The 19,900-nt window shown below is 73.4% G+C and carries 17 protein-coding genes; 8 read left to right on the forward strand and 9 right to left on the reverse strand.

What is annotated here, in order from left to right; translation table 11 throughout:
• Window positions 1-71 precede the first annotated feature (71 nt).
• The 3 genes from ACFVFQ_RS22295 to ACFVFQ_RS22305 all read right to left on the reverse strand — a co-directional run bounded on the left by ACFVFQ_RS22295 (window position 72) and on the right by ACFVFQ_RS22305 (window position 3,688).
• Complete coding sequence (locus ACFVFQ_RS22295) at window positions 72-2,162, reverse strand: sensor histidine kinase (RefSeq protein WP_383418712.1); 2,091 nt, start codon at window positions 2,160-2,162, stop codon at window positions 72-74.
• 203 nt (window positions 2,163-2,365) lie between these two features.
• Window positions 2,366-2,737: a cold-shock protein gene (locus ACFVFQ_RS22300; protein ID WP_383418714.1), complete on the reverse strand. Its 372-nt coding sequence runs from the start codon at window positions 2,735-2,737 to the stop codon at window positions 2,366-2,368.
• 186 nt (window positions 2,738-2,923) lie between these two features.
• A complete protein-coding gene (locus ACFVFQ_RS22305; RefSeq protein ID WP_383418716.1) occupies window positions 2,924-3,688 on the reverse strand; it encodes a thioesterase II family protein in 765 nt (254 codons plus the stop codon).
• 293 nt (window positions 3,689-3,981) lie between these two features.
• Between ACFVFQ_RS22305 and ACFVFQ_RS22310 the strand changes: the two genes are divergently transcribed.
• Complete coding sequence (locus tag ACFVFQ_RS22310; RefSeq protein WP_383418952.1) at window positions 3,982-4,713, forward strand: 4'-phosphopantetheinyl transferase; 732 nt, start codon at window positions 3,982-3,984, stop codon at window positions 4,711-4,713.
• On the opposite strand, the gene ACFVFQ_RS22315 is transcribed toward ACFVFQ_RS22310, so the two are convergent.
• Window positions 4,677-5,699, reverse strand: coding sequence for a TIGR03842 family LLM class F420-dependent oxidoreductase (locus ACFVFQ_RS22315; RefSeq protein ID WP_383418718.1), 1,023 nt, complete (start codon window positions 5,697-5,699; stop codon window positions 4,677-4,679). The two genes, ACFVFQ_RS22310 and ACFVFQ_RS22315, sit on opposite strands and share 37 nt — an antisense overlap.
• Before the next feature lie 19 nt (window positions 5,700-5,718).
• The gene (hydA, locus tag ACFVFQ_RS22320) at window positions 5,719-7,110 is read right to left on the reverse strand and encodes a dihydropyrimidinase (protein ID WP_383418720.1); all 1,392 of its coding nucleotides are present in this window, start codon (window positions 7,108-7,110) and stop codon (window positions 5,719-5,721) included.
• A gap of 347 nt (window positions 7,111-7,457) precedes the next feature.
• Here hydA and ACFVFQ_RS22325 point away from each other — a divergent pair, with 347 nt between their 5' ends.
• Both ACFVFQ_RS22325 and ACFVFQ_RS22330 read left to right on the forward strand, forming a co-directional pair.
• The gene (locus ACFVFQ_RS22325) at window positions 7,458-8,342 is read left to right on the forward strand and encodes an ABC transporter substrate-binding protein (RefSeq protein ID WP_383418722.1); all 885 of its coding nucleotides are present in this window, start codon (window positions 7,458-7,460) and stop codon (window positions 8,340-8,342) included.
• Between the two features lie 116 nt (window positions 8,343-8,458).
• Window positions 8,459-9,295, forward strand: a complete 837-nt coding sequence (locus ACFVFQ_RS22330) for a heparin lyase I family protein (RefSeq protein ID WP_383418723.1) — start codon at window positions 8,459-8,461, stop codon at window positions 9,293-9,295.
• A gap of 82 nt (window positions 9,296-9,377) precedes the next feature.
• Here ACFVFQ_RS22330 and ACFVFQ_RS22335 read toward each other — a convergent pair whose 3' ends face one another.
• Together ACFVFQ_RS22335 and ACFVFQ_RS22340 are read right to left on the reverse strand one after the other, a co-directional pair.
• Window positions 9,378-10,688 (reverse strand): aspartate aminotransferase family protein, encoded by a 1,311-nt coding sequence (locus ACFVFQ_RS22335; protein WP_383418725.1) that lies wholly within the window; start codon window positions 10,686-10,688, stop codon window positions 9,378-9,380.
• Window positions 10,685-11,527: a nitrilase-related carbon-nitrogen hydrolase gene (locus ACFVFQ_RS22340; RefSeq protein WP_383418727.1), complete on the reverse strand. Its 843-nt coding sequence runs from the start codon at window positions 11,525-11,527 to the stop codon at window positions 10,685-10,687. Before ACFVFQ_RS22340 ends, ACFVFQ_RS22335 begins: the two co-directional genes overlap by 4 nt.
• A gap of 213 nt (window positions 11,528-11,740) precedes the next feature.
• Here ACFVFQ_RS22340 and ACFVFQ_RS22345 point away from each other — a divergent pair, with 213 nt between their 5' ends.
• Genes ACFVFQ_RS22345 through ACFVFQ_RS22355 form a run of 3 tightly spaced genes read left to right on the forward strand, consistent with a single transcriptional unit; the run spans window position 11,741 to window position 14,210 of the window.
• Complete coding sequence (locus ACFVFQ_RS22345) at window positions 11,741-12,172, forward strand: MarR family winged helix-turn-helix transcriptional regulator (protein WP_274912478.1); 432 nt, start codon at window positions 11,741-11,743, stop codon at window positions 12,170-12,172.
• On the forward strand, window positions 12,169-13,620 hold the full coding sequence (locus ACFVFQ_RS22350; RefSeq protein ID WP_383418730.1) for an MFS transporter: 1,452 nt from the start codon (window positions 12,169-12,171) through the stop codon (window positions 13,618-13,620). The genes ACFVFQ_RS22345 and ACFVFQ_RS22350 overlap by 4 nt, the downstream gene beginning before the upstream one ends.
• Before the next feature lie 38 nt (window positions 13,621-13,658).
• Entirely contained in the window at window positions 13,659-14,210 is a 552-nt protein-coding gene (locus ACFVFQ_RS22355; RefSeq protein WP_383418732.1) for an isochorismatase family protein, read from the forward strand.
• On the opposite strand, the gene ACFVFQ_RS22360 is transcribed toward ACFVFQ_RS22355, so the two are convergent.
• Window positions 14,191-15,702 (reverse strand): amidase, encoded by a 1,512-nt coding sequence (locus tag ACFVFQ_RS22360; protein ID WP_383418734.1) that lies wholly within the window; start codon window positions 15,700-15,702, stop codon window positions 14,191-14,193. The two genes, ACFVFQ_RS22355 and ACFVFQ_RS22360, sit on opposite strands and share 20 nt — an antisense overlap.
• Window positions 15,703-15,850: 148 nt before the next feature.
• Window positions 15,851-17,662 carry a gamma-glutamyltransferase gene (gene ggt, locus ACFVFQ_RS22365; RefSeq protein ID WP_383418736.1) on the reverse strand — a complete coding sequence of 604 codons (1,812 nt, stop codon included), beginning with the start codon at window positions 17,660-17,662 and terminating at the stop codon, window positions 15,851-15,853.
• Between the two features lie 229 nt (window positions 17,663-17,891).
• Between ggt and ACFVFQ_RS22370 the strand changes: the two genes are divergently transcribed.
• Together ACFVFQ_RS22370 and ACFVFQ_RS22375 are read left to right on the forward strand one after the other, a co-directional pair.
• Entirely contained in the window at window positions 17,892-18,638 is a 747-nt protein-coding gene (locus ACFVFQ_RS22370; RefSeq protein ID WP_383418738.1) for a hypothetical protein, read from the forward strand.
• Between the two features lie 51 nt (window positions 18,639-18,689).
• Window positions 18,690-19,796 carry a calcium:proton antiporter gene (locus ACFVFQ_RS22375; RefSeq protein ID WP_383418740.1) on the forward strand — a complete coding sequence of 369 codons (1,107 nt, stop codon included), beginning with the start codon at window positions 18,690-18,692 and terminating at the stop codon, window positions 19,794-19,796.
• Window positions 19,797-19,900 lie beyond the last annotated feature (104 nt).

The following is a 19,900-nucleotide window of genomic DNA, read 5'->3' on the forward strand; positions in this document are numbered from 1 at the left end:
GCGAGGAATCCGTATAGGCCCCGAAGTGGGGTCTAGATAGACCCACCCCTTGCCCGGACCCAGCCCTACCCCTACGAGGGGTTCGTCGCACCCCTATAGGCGTCCGAACGGGCCCCTACCAGCGGGAGGTTGAGGGTGATGGTGGTCGGTCCGCCGAGCGGGCTGACGATGGAAAGCGTCCCGTCGAACGGGGTGAGGCGGCGGGCGATGCCGCTGAGCCCGCTGCCCGGGCCGGGGGCCGCGCCGCCCCGCCCGTCGTCGGTGACCGTCACGGTCAGCGCCCCGTCCCTGGTCACCAGGTCGATCGCCACCCGGCTGGCGCTGGCGTGCTTGGTGACGTTGCTGAGCAGCTCCGACACCGCCAGGTAGACGGCGGTCTCCAACGGCTGCTGGATCGGCTCGGTCAGCTCCAGGTGCACGGCGACGTCCAGCGGGCTGTCCATGGCCAGGGCGCGGACCGCGTCGCCGAGTCCCCGCTCGGCCAGCACCGGCGGGTGGATGCCGCGCACCAGGTCGCGCAGCTCGGCCAGGGCCTGGGCGGCGGCCTCCTGGATTTCCCCGACGACCTGCTTGGCCGCGGCGGGGTCGGAGTCGACGAGGTTCTTGACGGTGTTCAGCTTCAGGCCGATGGCCAACAGCCGGGCCTGCGAGCCGTCGTGCAGGTCCCGTTCGATGCGGCGGAGTTCGGCCGCCTGGGCGTGGGTGGCGATGGTCCGGGTCTCGGTGAGCTCCTCGACCCGTTGGGCCAGCAGCCGGCCGCCGGTCGGGGCGAGCAACAGTTGCGCCCAGCGGGTGTGCAGCCGCAGCAGCGGTTCGGCGAGGACGCCGCTGAGGGCGATCAGCGGCAGCGCCAGCAGCACGCCGAAGGCCGGGTGGGACAGCGCCGCCGCCCCGTCGCCGGGCAGCAGCCTCAGCAGCGCGTGCCAGGGTGCCGCGGGGTCGTAGGGCAGGAACGGCCCCGCCAACGGCCACCACAGCCAGGGCCACAGCAGGGCGAAGACGCCGATCAGCGCGGGCAGCGTCAGCGGCAGCACCACCGCGGCCACCAGCAGCGGGTCGGTGGCCAGCCAGACCAGGTCGCGCCAGGTGGCCACGTCGTTCCTGATCCACCGCACGCGCTCGCGCTGGGCGGACTGCCGCTGGCTGGTGTAGAGGCGCTTGCCGGAGCGGTAGAGGCCGTCGGCGCGCTGGCGCGGGGGCGGCGGCTCGGGGAGGTAGGGCGCGGGGAGGGTGCGACCGGTGCGGTCGCGGACCAGTCGGCGGCCGAACTCGACCAGCCGGCGGGCCGGTGCGGCGACCAGCTCCCACCACAGCACGGCCAGGCCCAGCACGTGCAGCACGACGAACGCCACGGCCAGGAACGCGAACATCGCCAACTCCGCGACCGCGACGCCGATCAGCACCGTCAGCCGGTGCAGCGCCACCCCCGAGCGCATCACCGCGCGCACCGCCGCACCGAAGCGGGAGCGTCGGCACGGGGCGAGCAACAGCCGGGCGGCCGCGGCGTGGCAGCGCAGCAGCGCCGGGCCGACGGCGAACCCGACCGCGGCCAGCAGCGCCCCGGCGGGCACCAGCCACACCCCGGCCGGATCGATGGACCGCAGCGGGGCGACGAGGTCACCGAGGTGCAGCGCGCCCGCGCCCGCCGCGGCGACCACCGCGCCCGCCCCGATCAGCGCGGCCGGCAGCGCCGCCAACGGCCCACAGCTCAACGGGGCCAGCAGCAGCCACCCCACGTCCCGCCAGGACGCGTCGTCGTTGACGATCCAGCGCACCAGCAGCTTGTGGTGGGGCATCCAGGCCGAGCGGTAGAGCTTGTTCTGGTACCGGTGCAGCCCGTCGGCGTCCGCCCGCGGCGGGGCGGGGCGGGGGTGGTACGGCGCCGGGACGGGCACCGCCGACCAGATGCCGGCCAGTCGCCGGGTCAGGTTGGTGAGCGCGCGGCCGCGTTCGACGACGGTGACATGGGCGTAGGGGATGCCGAGGAGGTAGGTGGCCTGCGCGGTGATCAGGGTCGCGGCCAGCAGCACCAAGCCGGCGGCGTCGATCGCCCACAGCGCCACCCCGCGCACCGGCGCCAGCACCACCGGCCGTAGCCGGGTGCCCGGGGGCCGTTCGGGGGCGTGCCGCCCCGCGGCCGCCCGACTGCCTTCCGTCCGCACGCCGGCTCCACCCCGCCTTCCGCGACGACCTGTTGAGGACTGGCGCCCGTCCGGTGGATCGGGCACGGACCGGCCCCAGGGCGACCAGTCTCGCAGAGCCGCCCGCCGCCGCCCGTTCCCCGGGCCGGGGCGCCCACGACAACCGCGGGGCGGACCGGCAGCGCTGTCGCCGCCGGTCCGCCCCGGATGATCCGTGCCGGCGGTTACGCCTCGACCCAGCCGTGCCGGGTGGCGACCTCGGTCAGCCGGCGGCGGATCTGGAGGATCTGTTCCCCGGTCGCACCGGGCGCCGCGAGCAGCAGCGTCTCGGTGATTTCCCGGGTGAATTCCTTAACGGTCAGCACGTCGCACATGCCGTCCTCGATGCCGTCCCGCGACACCGGGTGCCCCACCGAGAACGAGGCGGCGGGCACGGCCGGGGCGCCCGAAATGACCCGCACGTCGGCCGCCTTGAGGCCCCGGTCGCCCTCCTCGATGTCGAACTCGACCGTGACGCCGGGAGCGATCAGGGACTTGTCCACCAGGAGGTCGTTGACGTGCAGAAAGACGTCTCCCCCACCATTTTCGGGAGACACGAACCCATAGCCGCGAACCGCGTCGAAACGAATTACTTGTCCAGTAGCCACAATTAACCCCACCGCTCACACGAAAATACCCAGGGCGCGGAAAACACTCACGCCGGCCTGGATGGTATTCGGTGCACCACGAGAATTTCCAGTCCGGGCGAATAACGAGAGCATCAACGCGGCGCCCGCGCCGAACTACCGGGCGTCGAGCAGCCCGGAAATCGTTTTCGCCACCGTCGAAATGACCGACGGCGCCTGCGCGTTGAGGTAGAAGTGGCCGCCGGGGTAGGTGTGCAGGTCGAAGGAGCCCTCGGTGTGCAGCTCCCAGTCCCGCACCTCGTCCAGGCTCGCCCGGGGGTCGTCGAGGCCGGTGTGCGCCTGGATGGGGGCGGCGAGCTTCGGGCCGGGGGTGTAGCGGTAGGTCTCGACGGCCCGGTAGTCGCCGCGGATGGCGGGCAGGACGAGGCGCAGCAGCTCCTCGTCGCCGAACACCTCCGCGTCCGTGCCGTTCAGCGCCCGCAGTTCGGCGATCATCCCGTCGTCGTCCCGCAGGTGGACGCTCTCGTCGCGGTGCCTGGACGGCGCCCGCCGGCCGGAGGCGAACAGCACCAGCGGCACCGTGCCCCGGCTCTCCAGGCGGCGCGCCACCTCGAAGCCGAGGGTGGCGCCCATGCTGTGCCCGAACACCGCCAACGGCCGGTCGGCCCACGGCAGTACCTCCTCCACCAGCGCGTCGGCGAGCGCGGGCAGCGAGTCGATGCACGGCTCGTGACGGCGGTCCTGCCGTCCCGGGTACTGCACGGCGAGCACGTCGACGTCGGGCGAGAGCGCCCTGGAGACGGGGAAGTAGAACGGCGCGGAGCCGCCGGCGTGCGGCAGGCACAACAGCCTGGCCCGCGCGCCGTCAGCAGGGTGGAACCGGCGGATCCACGGGCTGGTGTCGGTGGGGTTCGCGCTCACCTGGCGTCGTCCTTTCGTGCCCGCTCGCGTGGGGCGGCTCCCCCATGGGAACGAGCGGTCCGTCAGGAGCCTGCCGGTGCCGGGCGGGCGCACACAACCCCTAACTTTTCCGGGCATCGGAGGGGCACAGTCAGGGGGCGGTCAACGCCCGTACTCTCAGGCGGGGTTGCCGGGTGCGGGGCTAGGGTCTGTCTGATGGGTCATGGTCGGTCGCCCGGCCGCCCGAACCGCGTGCTGACCGGCCCGCTCCCGGTGTCGGCGCCTGGACACCCCGAGAGGACGCCGTGATAGCCGTGATATCCGAGTTGCTGCCCCCGCCGATCGAGACCGCCGAGGCGTTCGGCGACGCCGATCCGCCGCCCCGACTGTTCCCGCAGGAGGCCGCCCTGGTCGAGCGGGCGGTCGCCGGGCGCCGCGCGGAGTTCGCCACCGTGCGGGCCTGCGCGCGCGAGGCACTGGCCCGGCTCGGCCACGACCCGGTGCCGATCCTGCCCGGCCAACGCGGCGCCCCGCGCTGGCCGGACGGGCTGGTGGGCAGCATGACGCACTGCCGGGGATACCGGGCGGCCGCGCTGGCCCGCGCCACCGAGCTGGCCACCGTCGGCCTGGACGCCGAGCCGAACGGCCCGCTGCCCGGCAACGGCGTCGCAGAGACCGTGCTCCGCCCCGCCGAACGGACCCATGTCGCCCAACTCGCCGCGATGCGCCCGGAGATCCACTGGGACCGGCTGGTCTTCAGCGCCAAGGAGAGCGTCTACAAGGCGTGGTTCCCGCTGACCCACCGGTGGCTGGACTTCGAGGAGGCCGAGGTCACCGTCGATCCGGCGGCCGGCACCTTCCGAGCCCGGCTGCTGGTGCCCGGGCCCGAGGTGAACGGCGCCCGGCTGCCGGGGTTCGACGGGCGGTGGCTGGCGCGGGCCGGGCTCCTGGTGACGGCCATCGCCGTCCCCCGGCTCCGCACCGCCACCCCCGGGCCGCGGTCCGCGGCTCAGCCGTTCACGGCCGGGATGACCTCCCGCGCATAGGCGTCGATCACCGTCTCCTTCGCGTCGTGCATCGCGTAGAGCGCGAACTGGTCGACGCCCAACTCCCGCAGCCGGTTCAGCTTTTCGACGTGCGCGGCGGGCGGGCCGATCAGGCAGAAACGGTCCACGATCCCGTCGGGGACGAAGGCGGTGTCGGGGTTGTCGGTGCGGCCGTGGTGGGCGTAGTCGTAGCCGTCGCGGGCCTTGATGTAGTCCGTCAGCTCGTGCGGGACCAGGCCCGAGTCGGCGCCGTAGGTGGAGACCAGGTCGGCGACGTGGTTGCCGACCATGCCACCGAACCAACGGCACTGCTGGCGGGCGTGGTCGAGCGCCTCGGGCGAGTCGTCGGCGGTGACGTAGGCGGGGGCGGAGACGCAGATCTTGACGTCGGACGGGTCGCGGCCGGCCACCACGGCGGCGTCCCGGACCGCCTTGATCATCCACTCGGTGAGGAACGGGTCGGCGAGCTGGAGGATGAAGCCGTCGGCCTCCTCCCCGGTCATCTTCAGCGCCTTGGGGCCGTACGCGGCCATCCAGACGGGCAGTTGGGCGCCCTCGCGCACCCAGGGGAAGCGGACGACGGTGCCGCCGCCGATGTCCGCCTCGTCGCCGCGCCCCAGCGCCCGGATGATCCTGATGGCCGCGCTGATCCTGGCGAGGGTGTTGGGCTTGCGGCCCGCCACCCGCATCGCGGAGTCGCCCCGGCCGATGCCGCACACGGTGCGGTTGCCGTACATGTCGTTGAGGGTGGCGAAGGTGGAGGCGGTCACCTCCCAGGCGCGGGTGCTGGGGTTCGTCACCATCGGGCCGACGGTGAGACGGCTGGTCTCGGCGAGGATGCGGCTGTAGATGACGAACGGCTCCTGCCACAGGACGCACGAGTCGAACGTCCAGCCATAGGTGAAGCCCCCCGCCTCCGCGCGCTGCATGAGGCGGACGACCTCGGAGGCGGGCGGGTCGGTCTGCAGGACGAGTCCGAAATCCATGGTGATGCCCCTTGGTTCCTCAGTTCAGGTATTGACAGGTGCCGCGCGGGACGTACACGCCGTGCCCGGCACGGCCCGTGAACTCCCTTCGGTCGATGACGAGTTCGCCGCGCGAGAGGACCGTCTCCACTCCCCCGGTCAGGCGCTTGCCCTCGTAGGCCGAGTAGTCGACGTTCATGTGGTGGGTGGCGGCCGAGAGGGTGTGCTCGGCGCGCGGGTCGTAGATGACGACATCGGCGTCGGCGCCCGGCGCGAGGGTGCCCTTGCGCGGGTAGAGGCCGAACATCCGGGCCGGCGCCGCGCAGGCGATCTCGATCCAGCGGCGGCGCGAGAGGTGCCCGTCGACGACGGCCTGGTGGAGCAGGTCCATCCGGTGCTCGACGCCCGGCATCCCGTTGGGGATCTTGGAGAAGTCGCCGCGGCCGAGCTCCTTCTGGCCCACGAAGCAGAACGGGCAGTGGTCGGTGGAGACCACCTGGAGGTCGTCGGTGCGCAGGCCGCGCCAGAGCGCCGCCTGGTGCTCCTTGGGGCGCAGCGGCGTGCTGCACACGTACTTGGCGCCCTCGAAGTCGGGCTCGGCGAGGTTGTCCGTCGACAGGAAGAGGTACTGCGGGCAGGTCTCGCCGAAGACCGGCAGCTCCTCGGCGCGGGCCCGGGCCAGTTCGGCGACGGCCTCCTGCGCCGACACGTGCACGACGTACAGCGGCGCACCGGCGACCTGGGCCAGCCGGATCGCCCGGTGGGTGGCCTCGGACTCCAACAGCGCCTTGCGGACCTCGCCGTGGTATCGAGGGTCTCTCTCGCCGCGCTGGAGCGCCTGCTCGACCAGGACGTCGATGGCGATGCCGTTCTCGGCGTGCATCATGACCAACCCGCCGTTGCCGGCGGCCCGTTGCATGGCACGCAGGATCTGCCCGTCGTCGGAGTAGAAGACCCCGGGGTACGCCATGAACAGCTTGAACGAGGTCACCCCCTCGCCGACGAGCCCGTCCATCTCCGCCAGCGTCGAGGCGTTGACGTCGGAGACGATCATGTGGAAGCCGTAGTCGATGGCGCACTGGCCGTCGGCCTTGGCGTGCCAGGCGTCCAGGCCGGCCCGCAGTGCCGCGCCCTTGGACTGCACCGCGAAGTCGATGATGGTGGTCGTCCCGCCCCAGGCCGCCGCCCGGGTGCCGGACTCGAAGGTGTCGGACGCGAAGGTGCCGCCGAACGGCATCTCCATGTGGGTGTGGGCGTCGATCCCGCCCGGGATGACGTACTTGTGCGAGGCGTCCAGGACGCGGTCGGCGGTCCACCGCTGACTGCCCGGCGTCGCCACCGCCTCGATCCGTCCGTTCTCGATCAGCACGTCCGCGTGCAGTTCCTCGGCGGCGGTGATCACCAGGCCGCCGGTGATGAGGGTGCGAGTCATACCCGAGCAGTCCCCTTCCATCTTGACTGACGCCATGTCACAAGCTGGTCTACACCCGTAGATTCCGGACGGGAAGCAGACACCGTAGAAGCATGTCACCCGTCACGGCAAGGGCCTGATGGAAGATCAGCCTCCGGCTTGGTTTCGTCGCGGCGGTCGGCCGGGTGGCCGAACGGGCTGCGCCGGGGGCCGGACCGGGTGGAGGCTGGGGAGGGGTTCCGGGGCTGCCGGATGGGCAGGTAACAGTCCCCGGACCCACCACATCGAAAGTCAACGCAGGACCGCACCTTCACATTTGGCACCCAAGGCGTCAGGGAGCGCGGATGGCGCCGGAAAGGCGATGCGTCATGGAGCAGAGCACACCGTGGGAGTTCTCCGACGACCGCGGGCGCCTGGTGGTGGCCGGAGAACGGCCAGAACGGATCGTGGCCTACATACAGGCGGGGGCCACGCTGTGGGATCACGGCATCCGGCCGGTCGGCCTGTTCGGGTCGATGCACGACGGGGCGTCGGCCGACCCGGCCAAGGCAGGTGAGCTGCCGCTGGCCGAGGTCCGCTACCTCGGCTCGGGCGCCGCGCTGCACCCGGACGCCCTGCTGGAGGACCGCCCGGACCTGGTGGTCGCGGTGACCTACGACGGCGAGAGCCTGTACGGACTGGCCGCGAAGACCGCGCAGGAGCTGGAGGAGCAGGTCCCGGTGGCCACCGTCGCGGTCGGCCCGGGGCGCAGCCTGCCCGAGGTGCGCGAGCGCTTCGCCGCGCTGGCCGGATCCCTCGGCCACGGCGAACCGCTCGCCCTGGCACGGGAGTTGGACGCCGCGGAGGACGAACTGCGGCGGGCCACCGCCGGCCCGGCGCAACCCCGGGTGGTGGCGCTGTCCCCGGCCGGCCCGGACAAGGTCCACCTGGCCCGCCCGGGCACCTGGCCCGACCTGCGGGCGCTGGCCGAGCACGGCGTGAGGCTGCCGGAGCCGGTGGCCGGCGCGGGGACGAACTGGTCGACGGTCGGCTGGGCGGAGGCCGCCGCGCTCGCCCCGGACGTCGTCCTGATCGACGCGCGGGTCAACGCCGCCCGCATCGGGGCGCTGCGGGCGGACGAGAACTGGCGGGCCATCGAGGCGCGCGCCCGGCTGTTGCCGTGGAACCCGGAGGCCCCGGTGAGCCGGCGCGCCCACTCCCGCTTCTTCACCGAGGTCGCCGGCGCGGTGCGCGCGGCCGCCGCCCGGAAGTAGCGCCGGGGCCCGCGATGCGCCGCGCACCGGCCACCCGCTACCCCCCCCTTGACGCCGACTGGCAACAAACCTAACTTTCAACTCCCGTCCCATCCCCCCACGTCGGGAGTACACCCATGGAGCGCCCCCTAACCCACCGCATACGGTGGGGAGTTGCCCTCGTCGCCGGTATCGCGCTGACCGGTGCCTGTTCCGCGGCCGCCCAACAGGCCCCGTCCGCGGCCCGGCCCGGCGGCGCGCACCCGGCCGCCGACCACCACGCGGCCCCCCTGTGGCGCGCCGACCCGGCCAAGGGCACCGCCGCCTTCGAGGGCGTGGAGACCAAGCCGGGCTCGGTCAAGGTCGTCGACGACCCGACCGGGAAGCACGGGAAGTCCTACCAACTCCACACCTCCGGCGACAAGATCGACGGCCCCACCCGGGTCCGGGTGGAGACCCGCGGCCACCGCACCGCCAACGGGCCGCTGCGCTTCTCCAAGGAGGGCGACGTCTACTACATCGGCTGGCGCTCGATGTGGGGCCCGCTGCCGACGCAGAAGGGCGGTTGGGTGGTCCTGTGGCAGCTCAAGGACTACGGCTCGGGCGCCGCCACCCCGCCGCTGTCGCTGCGCGCCCGCGGGGACGGCTTGGTCGATCTGGAGTACGCCGACCCGAAGTTGAAGACCACCCGGCTCTGGCACACCCCGCTCGCCCTCAACACCTGGCACGACTTCGTCATCGGCATCAAGGTCTCCAAGGACCCCGCCAAGGGCTGGGTGCGGCTGTGGCACGACGGCGCCGCCCAGAAGCTGCCCGGCGGCGTGGAGCAGTACCCCGCGGCGACGCTGCGCGCCGACTGGGTCACCGACAAGTGGGGCGTCTACCGCTCCGACACCGTCAAGGGCCAGGCCACCGCCTGGCTCAACGGCCCCGCGGTGGGCCGCAGTTACGGGGATGTCGCACCGACCGGCTGACGGTCAAAAACGCACCGCGCACGACGGGGCCGCACCGGACGGCGATCCGCTGCGGCCCCGACCACGACCCATCGGACAGGCCCTAGCCCACCAACCGCCCCTGCACCCACCGCAGGGCGTCCGCGAGGAGTTCCGCGCCCTCCTCGGCCTCGGCCACGGTGAGGGTGAGTGGCGGGCCGATGCGGAGCGAGTTGCCGCCCTGGCCGCCCTTGCCGACCAGCAACCCGCGCTCCCGGGCCGCCTCCAGGGCCAGCGAGGCGGCCTCGGGCGAGCGCTCGTCGGTGCCCGGCCGGACCAGCTCGACCCCGATCATCAGGCCCCGCCCGCGCACCTCCCGCACCACGTCCAGGCCGGCCGCCACCGCCCGCAGCCGCTCGATGAGCAGCCCGCCGACCCGTCGGGCGTTGCCCTGGAGGTCGTGCTCCAGGACGTAGGTGAGGTTGGCCAGGCCCGCGGACATGGTGATCGGGCTGCCGCCGAAGGTCGAAATGGAGTTGGCTGGCAGGCAGTTCATCACCTCGGCGCGGGCCACCACTCCGCCGATGGACATGCCGTTGCCGATGCCCTTGGCGAAGGTCAGCAGGTCCGGCGGACCGTTGTCGGCGTGCGCCTGCCAGCCCCAGAAGTGGTCACCGGTGCGGCCCCAGCCGGTCTGCACCTCGTCGCTGATCCACAGGATGCCCTCCCGGGCCAGCACCTCCCGAAACGCCGCGTACAGCCCGTCGGGCGGGGCGGTGAACCCGCCGACGCCCTGCACCGGTTCGGCGATCAGTGCGGCGACGCCGCCGGCGGTCTGCTGGAGCATGTCCTCCAGGTCCGCGACGCAGGCCGCGATGTACTCCGCGTCACCGAGGTCGGCGTAGGGGCCCCGGGAGCGCACCCCGCCGTGGACGTAGAGGGTCTGCAACGGCGAGAGGCTGGTGGGCGACCAGCTCTGGTTGCCGGTGATGCCGACGGTGGAGAACGACCGGCCGTGGTAGCTGTTGCGCATCGCCAGGACCTGGTTCGACCGGCGGTAGGTGGTGGCCAGCAGCAGCGCGGCGTCGTTGGCCTCGGTGCCGGAGGTGGTGAAGAAGACCCGGGCGTCGGGGATGCCGGAGAGCGCGGCGATCCGCTCCGCCAACTCGACCATCGGGCGGGAGAGATAGAGCGTGGAGGAGTGCACGATCCGGCCGGCCTGCTCGGCGATGGCCTTGGTCACCTCGGGCAGGGCGTGCGCCGTCATGGTGGTGAGGATGCCGCCGAAGAAGTCGAGATAGCGGTTGCCCTCGACGTCCCAGACGTGCCGGCCCTCGCCGTGCGTGAGCTCCAGCGGGCGTTCGTAGTAGAGGCTCAGCCAGGACGGCAGCACCGCCTGGTGGCGCGCGTGCAGCTCGTCGGCGTCCCGCGTCACGGGTGCATCAGCCCCTCGTAGGCGTCCGGCCGGCGGTCGCGGTAGAAGGCCCACTGCTGGCGGACCTCGTCGATCAGCCCGAAGTCCAGGTCGCGGACGACCAGTTCCTCCTTGCTGTCGCTGGCCGGATCGCCGACGAACTGGCCGCGCGGGTCGACGAAGTAGCTGGAGCCGTAGAACTCGTTGTCGCCGTACTCCTCGACGCCGACGCGGTTGATCGCGGCGACGAAGTACTCGTTGGCGACCGCCGCCGCGGGCTGCTCCAGCTTCCACAGGTACCCGGACAGGCCGCGCGAGGTGGCCGACGGGTTGTAGACGAGCTGGGCGCCGTTGAGGCCCAACTGCCGCCAGCCCTCGGGGAAGTGGCGGTCGTAGCAGATGTAGACGCCGACCCGGCCGACGGCGGTGTCGAAGACCGGCCAGCCGGCGTTGCCCGGGCGGAAGTAGTACTTCTCCCAGAAGCCCTTGACCTGCGGGATATGGTGCTTGCGGTACTTGCCGAGGACGGTGCCGTCGGCGTCGATGACGGCGGCGGTGTTGTAGTAGAAGCCGGACTGCTCGACCTCGAAGACGGGGACCACGATCACCATCCCGGTCTCCCGGGCGAGCGCCTGCATCCGCCGCACGGTCGGCCCGTCGGGCACCGGCTCGGCCCAGCGGTAGTGCTCGGGCTCCTGGACCTGGCAGAAGTACGGGGCGTTGAAGACCTCTTGGAATCCGATCACCTTCGCGCCCTGCGCGGCCGCCGCCCTGGCGTGCTCCTCGTGTTTCGCGATCATGGATTCGGTGTCGCCGGTCCAGGTCGCCTGGACCAGTGCGGCACGCACAACATCGGACATCGGCTGCTCCTTTGTCGGTGCGTCGACCTGCAAACACGCGGATCTACGCGTGTGGAGGCGACCGTAAGCCCCGTATGTGACCCTGGCAAGACCATCTCCCGGCCGGGCGCGGCGACCGCGCCACCCGCGGCCCGCGTAGCGCTCCACCATTCCGACAGGGAAACTTGCAAGCCTTACTTGCAAGTTTCCCTGTCATTCTCCTAGCCTGGTGCCATGCCAGACAAGGACCAGAAACGGATCGCCACCGACCTCGGCGCGACCGTGTCCCTGCTGATGCGCCGGCTGCGCGCGGCCTCGCCACAGGGCGAGTTGACCCCGACGCAGCGCGCGGTGCTCGCCCGGATCGACGCCGACGGACCGTCCACCATCGCGGCGCTGGCCCGCGCCGAGCTGGTGCGTCCGCAGTCGATGCGGGTGACCGTCGGCGCGCTGGAGGAGCACGGGATCCTCGCCCGCAGCCCGCATCCGACCGACGGCCGTCAGGTGGTCTTCTCGCTCACCGAGGGGGGCCACCGGGTCCTCGCGGACGTCCGGGCCGCCAAGAACGACTGGCTCGCGGTGGCCATCGCCGAGCAGTTGACCGCCGACGAGCAGCGGACGCTGGCCGAGGCGACCGCGCTGATACGGCGGCTGATCGGGGAATGAGCAGCCCCGACGCCCCGGACCGCTCCGCCGCCCCGACCACCGAACCGTCCCAACTCCCCACCGGCGAGAACGGTTTCGGCGCCCGTCTGATGACCCCGCTACTGCTGGGGTCGCTCCTCAACCCCATCAACTCCACGATGATCGCCACCGCGTTGGTGGCCATCGGCCGGGACTTCCGCGTCGGCCCCGCCGACACCGCCTGGTTGATCTCGGCGATGTATCTCGCCAGCGCCGTGGGGCAGCCCTCGCTGGGCCGGGTCGCGGACCGGTTCGGGCCGCGCCGGGTCTTCGTCGCCGGCACCGTGGCGGTCTGCGCGGCGGGCCTGCTCGGCGCGCTGGCCCCGACGTTCGCGCTGCTGATCGTCTCCCGGATCGTCCTCGGCGTGGGCACCGCGGCCGCGTACCCGGCGGCGATGGCGATGCTGCGCGCCGAGTCGCGCCGGGTGGGACGGCCCACGCCGCGCGCCGTGCTCGGGCGGATCTCGCTGGCCGCGCTGGCCAGTGCGGCGGTCGGCCCCACCCTCGGCGGGCTGCTCGCCGCGACCGCCGGCTGGCGGGCGGTCTTCGCGGTCAACGTTCCGCTGGCGCTGCTGGCCCTGGCCGGCGCGCTGCTCTGGCTCCCGGCCGACCGGGACACCCTGGCGGCGACCGCCGCCGACGGCCCCGACGCCGCGCCCCAAGGCTCCCTCGACCCGTTCGGCATCGCGCTCTTCGCCTCCGCACTGACCTGCGCGATGTTCTTCCTGCTCCGGCTCGACGCCCCGCAGTGGCCGTTGCTCGCGCCGACCGCGGCGCTGACCGCCGTCCTGGTGTGGTGGCAGCTGCGCCACCCCCAACCCTTCATCGACCTGCGGATGTTGGCCCGCAATCGCGCGCTGGTGCTGACCTACCTCCGACACGGCCTGACCTACCTGGTCATCTACTGCGTGCTGTACGGCTTCAGCCAGTGGCTGGAACAGGCGCACGGCTTCTCGTCCTTCCACGCCGGGCTGGTGATGCTGCCGATGTCCGGTGCGGCCGCGCTCTGCTCGCTCGCCGGCGCCCGGACCCGGGGCATCCGCGCCCCGCTGACCGTCGCCGCGCTCTGCCTGACCGCCGGCAGCGCGCTCTTTCTGCTGCTGCGCGACACCAGCCCGCTGCCGCTCCTGCTCGTCGCGGGCGCGCTGTTCGGCATCCCGCAGGGGCTGGCCTCCACCGGCAACCAGGCCGCGGTCTACGCCCAGGCGCCGGCCGACGGCGTGGGCGCGGCCGCCGGCCTCCAGCGCACCGCCCAGTACCTCGGCGCGATCACCGCCTCCAGCCTCATCGGCCTGCTCTACGGCCAGCGCGCCACCGACCCGGGCCTGCACGCCATCGCGCTGCCCGGCGCGGCGCTCGGCGTACTGCTGCTGGTGCTCACCCTCGCCGACCGGACGCTCGGCACCACGGGCGCCCGCACCCTCGGCTGAACCAACCCTCAACCCCCTTACCCCACCGAGGAGTTACCGTGCCCGCAACCACCCTGGACGCCACCACCGCACTGGTCCTGATCGACCTCCAGAAGGGCATCACCGCGCTGCCCACCATCCACCCGGCCGCCGAGATCGTGGCCCGCGGCGCCCAACTCGCCGCGGCCTTCCGCGCCCACGGGCTGCCGGTCGTCCTGGTGAACGTCACCGGGGGCGCCCCGGGCCGCACCGAGGCCGGCGGCCGCGGCGGCACCCCGCCGGCCGACTGGGCCGAGCTGGTCCCCGAACTGGGCGCGCAGCCCGGCGACCTCCGCGTCACCAAGCGGCGGTGGGGGGCGTTCCACGACACCGACCTGGACGCGGAGTTGCGGCGCCGCGGGGTCACCCAGGTCGTCTTCGCCGGGATCGCCACCAGCATCGGCGTGGAGTCCAGTGCCCGCGCCGCGCACGAGCACGGCTACCACGTCACCGTCGCCGTGGACGCGGTGACCGACCTGGACGCGGACGCGCACCACAACAGCGTGCGGCGGATCTTCCCGCGGCTCGGCGAGACCGACACCACGGAGGCGCTCATCGGCCTTCTGGGCTGACGCCGTCGGCCGGGGACAGGTGCCCGTCGGGGCGCCGCCGGTGCCACTGCAACGCGTCCTGGAGCTGGGCGGCCAACGAGATCAGCCGCGGCTCGCCGTGTGCCGGGCCCAGGAGTTGGGCACCCAGCGGCAGCCCGGCCGCGCTGAAGCCGGCCGGGACGCTGATGCCGGGCCAGCCGAGCACGTTCCACGGCCAGGCGTAGGGGCAGGCCGCGATCATGGCCTTGTCGGTCTCCCAGCCGCTGAGCCCGGCGAGGGCGCCGATGCGCAGCGGCGGGGTCGCGGTGGTCGGCGTCAGCAGCACGTCGTAGCGGCCGAACAGCGCCCCGATGCGCTGGCGTTGGCCCCGCTCGGCGGCCCGGGCGCGGCGCAGTGGCGGCCCGCCGAGCAGCCGTCCCATCCGCGCCGCCCCCTGGGTGCGGCGGTCCAGCAGCCGGGGGTCGGGGACCCGGGCGGCCCACTCGCCGACCCCGGCGGTGGCGCGCGGGACGAAGGCCAACCCGACCAGCCCGTAGTCCGGTTCGGCCTCCTCGACGAGGTGGCCGAGGCCGGCCAGGGTGCGGGCGAGGGCGGTCACCGCGGCCCGCACGTCGGGGTGGAGCGGTTTGCGGGTGAAGGTGGTGGCGGCCTTCCAGGACAGCGCGATCCGCAGCCGTCCGGGGTCCCGGCGGGCGGCCTCGCGGGCCGCGATGGCCGGCGGCCGGTGCAGGTCCCCGGCGTGGTTGCCGCTGGCGACGTCCAGCAGCAGCGCGGCGTCCTCGACGGTGCGGGCCAACGGGCCGATGCCGGTGATGCCTTGGAACGCCTCGGCCTCCGGCCAGGTCGAGATCCGACCGCGCTGCGGTTTGATGCCGACGAGGTGGGACCAGGCGGCGGGGATTCGGACCGAGCCGGCGCCGTCGGTGCCCAGCGCGGCCGGCACCAGCCCGGCGGCGACCGCGGCGGCCGAACCGCCGGAGGAGCCACCGGGGGTGTGCGCGAGGTTCCAGGGGTTGCGGGTCTGGCCGAACGCCGGGCCCTCGGTGAACGGCCACTGGCCCAGCTCGCAGGCGTTGGTCTTGCCGACGATGACCGCGCCGGCCGCGCGCAGCCGCCGCACCACCTCGGCGTCGTGCTGCTTGAGGGGGAACTCCCCGGCGCAGCCGAACGCGGTGGGCTCGCCGGCCACATCGGTGTCGTCCTTGACCGCGATCGGCACGCCGAGCAGCGGCGCCCGCTCCCCGGCCGCGAGCCGGCGGTCCGCCTCCGCGGCCTCGGCCAGCGCCGCCTCGGCGCGGACCCGGCGGAAGGCGTTGACGGTGTCCTGGGTGGCCGCGATGCGCTCCAGGGAGCGGCGGACCAGGGCGGTGGCGGTGACCGCACCGTCGGCCAGGGCCCGGGCCTGTTCGGCGAGCCCCTCCCACTGGCCGTCGAGCTGCCCGGCGGGCGCGGGGCGGCGGGGGTGGTCCGGGGACCGTCCGGTCTGGCGTTCCTGGCTCTCGTCGACGCTCACGCTGCGTGCCCTCCCTGGGACCGCTCACTCGAACGAACGGTCCCAGGAGGCTAATCGGACCCGCGGGGGCCGGCAACGACGCCGCGCGGCGCGACACATCGACGACACACGGACGGCACACACCGGCCCCGCGGGGGCTGGTTTTGGCCTACGGCGCCGGGTGGACGACCTGTGCCGAGCCGCCGCCGCGCCGGACCTTCTCGGCCGCGGCGAGCCAGCGGCCGTCCGGCAGTCGCTGCACGCCGGTGGCCGCGCCGATCTCCGGGTTCAGCTTGAACGCGTGGCCGAGCGCCTCCAGTTGCCGCCGCAGCGGGCTGTTGTAGAGGGCTGGTTCGAGCTCGGTGGCGGCGGCGTTGCGCTGGCTGGCGCGCGGTGCGGCGATCGCGTCCACCAGGGACATCCCGCGGTCGAGGTGGTTGATCAGGGTCTGCAGGACGGTGGTGATGATGGTGGCGCCGCCCGGCGAGCCCACGGCCAGCACGGGCTCGCCGTGCCGCAGCACGATGGTCGGGGAGATGGACGAGCGCGGGCGCTTGCCGGGGCCCGGCAGGTTGGGGTCGTGCACGGCCGGGTCGATGGGCGTGAAGGAGAAGTCGGTCAGCTCGTTGTTGAGCAGGAAGCCGCGGCCGGGGACGGTGATGCCGCTGCCGCCGGTCTGCTCGATGGTGAGGGTGTAGGCGACGATGTTGCCCCACTTGTCGGCGACGGTGAGGTGGGTGGTGTTCTCCCCCTCGTACGTCGTCGGGACGGCCTTGCCGGTGCTGCCGCAGGGCTTCGGGTGGCGCGGGTCGCCGGGCGCGAGCGGGCTGGTGAGCGCCTTGTGGTCGTTGATCAGGCAGGCGCGGGAGTCGGCGAAGCGCTTGGAGGTCAGGCCCTTGGTGGGGACGTTCTCGAAGGCGGGGTCGCCGACCCAGCGGCCGCGGTCGGCGAAGGCGATCCGGCTGGCCTCGATGTAGCGGTGCAGGAACTGCTTCTCGGACAGGTGCGAGAGGTCGCTCTTCTCCAGGATGTTGAGCGCCTCGGCCATGCTGGTGCCGCCGGAGGAGGACGGCGCCATGCCGTAGACGTCCAGGCCGCGGTAGGTGGTGTGGGTCGGCGGGTGGAGCAGCGGGTGGTAGGCGCGGAGGTCGGCGGCGGTCAGGTGGCCGGGGCGGACCTTGCGGTCGGCGCCGGCGCGGACCGGCGGCTGCTGCACGGTGTGGACGATGTCCCGTCCGATGGCCCCGCGGTAGAGGGCGCCGATGCCCTTGCTCCCCAACTCCCGGTAGGTGCGGGCCAGATCGGGGTTCTTCAGGGTGGAGCCGACGACCGGCAGCTTGCCGCCGGGCAGGAACAGGGCGGAGGTGGCCGGGAAGTCCCGGAACCGCGCCTCGTTGTCCGCGGTCTGCTGACGGAAGGTCGGATCGACGGTGAAGCCGTTCTTGGCGATCCGCTCGGCGGGCTTGAGGACCTGCCCCAGGGAGCGGCTGCCCCACTTCTTCAGGGCGCTGTCCCAGGTGGCGGGGGTGCCGGGGGTGCCGATGCTGAGCCCGCTGGTGACCGCGTCGGCGAACGGTATCGGCTTGCCGTTCTCCACGAAGAGGTTCTTGGTGGCGGTGCGGGGCGCGGTCTCCCGGCCGTCGAGGGTGCGCACGGTCTTGGTCTTGGCGTCGTAGTAGACGAAGTAGCCGCCGCCTCCGACGCCGGCCGAGTAGGGCTCGGTGACGCCGAGGGCGGCGGCGGTGGCGACTGCCGCGTCGACCGCGTTGCCGCCCTTGCGGAGCACCTCGATGCCGGCGGCCGAGGCGTCCGCGTCGACGCTGGCGACCACGCCGCCATAGCCGACGGCGACCGGGGTCTTGGCGGGGGTGGCGGGGCCGGAGCGGGGCGGGGCGGTCCGGGCCGCGGCGGGGACCGCCATCAGGGAGCCGGCCAGCGCGGCCGCGACTCCCAGGACGGTGAGACGTCGGGCGTTCGACATACCTGGACTTCCTCCAAGTGCAGTGCGAGGGGGGCGGCAGACGCCGGAGCCTACCTGGGGCAACTGCCCACCGACAGGGGATGATTGGGGTATTGCGGGCGGTTCGCGGGCCGGACGGTTTCGGACCCAGGCAGACGGTCCCGCCGTATCCGCACGGATCCGGGCAAGCGGTACGGGTCGGCGGCCCGCCCTCGAACACCCGCCCGACGGTTCGCTACGCTCCCCCGCCATGGACGACACCCTGCTGCTCCTCCTGATCGCGGTGGCCGCCCTCGTCGTGGGGCTGGCCGCCGGCTGGGCCGGACGATCGGCGGCGGCCCGCCGCAAGCTGACCCGGGAACAGCGCTTCTTCGGACTGCCCGCCGGTTCCGAATGCGTCGTGGTCACCCACCGGGACAGCGCCGCGGCCCAGTGGAGCATCCCCCGCCACGACGCGCTCGCCCTGCTCGGGCTGGCTGCGGTGATCGAGAACTGCGGCGCGCACCCGGAGGTCGCCCCGCACGACACCGGGCTCCAGGGCTTCGGCGCACGCACCGAGTTCTGCGTCGGCGACCCGACCGCGCACCGCCGGCTCGCCGCCCACCTGGCGAACCTGCTGCCGGGCGTCGCGGTGCACCCGGGTGACGCGACCGGCGCCGGTCGAGGCACCCTCACCGTGGGCGGGACCGCGTACCGGATGGAGCCGGGGGCGGTGGAGTACGTGCTGCTGGCCCGGCTGACGGCCGGTGAGGTCGGCCGGCCGGTGTTCCTGGCGGCCGGTCAGCGGCCGGTCACCCACCGGGCGGCGGTCCGCCACCTGGTCCGCAACCGCGCCAAACTGGCCCGCCGCTACGGCCCGGACGGGCAGTTCGCGCTGCTGCTGAAGGTGGTCAACTCGCAGGCGTACGGGCCCGATGTGGTGGAGCTGGTGGCCGATGTCAGCAAGGCGGCGCTGGATCCGACGGAGGTCAAGGGGCAGCACCGGGCGACGGCCTGAGGCGGCCTCACCGACGGGCGGGGGCCCGCCTTCTCTGCCAAGCTCAGGGGCATGAGTCCCCGTACTCGTAGGCGTACTCCCTTCCTGCGCTGGACCGGTGCGCTGCCGGTCGTGGCGGTGGTGCTGCTGATCCTGGTCTGGGGCCGGTCGTTGCCCGCGCCGCTGGTGGGCGTGGTGTCGCTGTTCCTGGCCGGGGCGGTGTTGGCCGCGGTGCACCACGCGGAGGTGATCGCGCACCGGGTGGGCGAGCCGTTCGGTTCGCTGGTGCTGGCGGTCGCGGTGACCATCATCGAGGTGGCGCTGATCGTCACGTTGATGGTCGACGGCGGGGAGAAGAGCGCACCGCTGGCCCGGGACACGGTCTTCGCGGCGGTGATGATCACCTGTAACGGCATCGTCGGGCTCAGCCTCCTGGTCGCCGCGCTCAAGCGGAAGGTGGCGGTCTTCAACGCCGAGGGCACCGGCGCCGCGCTGGCCTCGGTCGCCACGGTGGCCGGCCTCAGCCTGGCGCTGCCGACCTTCACCACCACCACGCCCGGCCCCCGGTTCTCCGGCCCGCAGCTCCTCTTCGCGGCGATCGCGGCGCTGGCGCTGTACGGCCTGTTCGTCGCCACCCAGACCTTCCGGCACCGGGACTACTTCCTGCCGGTCACCGCCACCGGCGAGGTGATCGACACCGAGGACCACGCCCATCCGCCGTCCGCCGGGGAGGCGCTGGCCAGCCTGGGGTTGCTGGCGCTGGCACTGATCTCGGTGGTGGGGCTGGCCAAGGCGGTCTCCCCCACCATCGAGTCCGGGGTGGCCCGGGCAGGGCTGCCGTCGTCCGTGGTGGGCGTGGTGATCGCGCTGCTGGTGCTGCTCCCGGAGACCATCGCGGCGGTCCGCGCGGCCCGCCGGGACCGGGTGCAGACCAGCCTCAACCTCGGCCTGGGCTCGGCGATGGCCAGCATCGGCCTGACGATCCCGGCAGTCGCGCTGGCCACGGTGTGGCTCAAGGGCCCGCTCGTCCTGGGCCTGGGCGCCAGCCACATGGTGCTGCTGGTGCTCACCGTCGTCGTCGGCACGCTGACGGTGGTGCCCGGCCGGGCCACCCTGCTCCAGGGCGGCGTCCATCTGACGCTGCTGGCGGCGTACCTCGTGCTGGCGGTCAGCCCCTGACGAACGGCGGTGCCCCGGCGCGGTGTTGACGCGCGACGGCCCCGCCGCTGGGAGCCGAACGGGTAGCCGGCCGGCCCGGAGCGGTGTCGCTGCACCGCCGGGTC

This window comes from Streptomyces sp. NPDC057743 (genome assembly GCF_042798755.1).
Classification (GTDB): domain Bacteria; phylum Actinomycetota; class Actinomycetes; order Streptomycetales; family Streptomycetaceae; genus Streptomyces.

What these genes read in the sequence shown, in the direction of transcription:
- ACFVFQ_RS22315 (WP_383418718.1), bottom strand. Translation starts at nt 5,699, where the DNA reads ATGGATTTCGGACTCGTCCTGCAGACCGACCCGCCCGCCTCCGAGGTC.
- hydA (WP_383418720.1), bottom strand. Translation starts at nt 7,110, where the DNA reads ATGACTCGCACCCTCATCACCGGCGGCCTGGTGATCACCGCCGCCGAG.
- ACFVFQ_RS22325 (WP_383418722.1), top strand. Translation starts at nt 7,458, where the DNA reads ATGGAGCAGAGCACACCGTGGGAGTTCTCCGACGACCGCGGGCGCCTG.
- ACFVFQ_RS22330 (WP_383418723.1), top strand. Translation starts at nt 8,459, where the DNA reads ATGGAGCGCCCCCTAACCCACCGCATACGGTGGGGAGTTGCCCTCGTC.
- ACFVFQ_RS22340 (WP_383418727.1), bottom strand. Translation starts at nt 11,527, where the DNA reads ATGTCCGATGTTGTGCGTGCCGCACTGGTCCAGGCGACCTGGACCGGC.
- ACFVFQ_RS22345 (WP_274912478.1), top strand. Translation starts at nt 11,741, where the DNA reads ATGCCAGACAAGGACCAGAAACGGATCGCCACCGACCTCGGCGCGACC.
- ACFVFQ_RS22350 (WP_383418730.1), top strand. Translation starts at nt 12,169, where the DNA reads ATGAGCAGCCCCGACGCCCCGGACCGCTCCGCCGCCCCGACCACCGAA.
- ggt (WP_383418736.1), bottom strand. Translation starts at nt 17,662, where the DNA reads ATGTCGAACGCCCGACGTCTCACCGTCCTGGGAGTCGCGGCCGCGCTG.
- ACFVFQ_RS22370 (WP_383418738.1), top strand. Translation starts at nt 17,892, where the DNA reads ATGGACGACACCCTGCTGCTCCTCCTGATCGCGGTGGCCGCCCTCGTC.
- ACFVFQ_RS22375 (WP_383418740.1), top strand. Translation starts at nt 18,690, where the DNA reads ATGAGTCCCCGTACTCGTAGGCGTACTCCCTTCCTGCGCTGGACCGGT.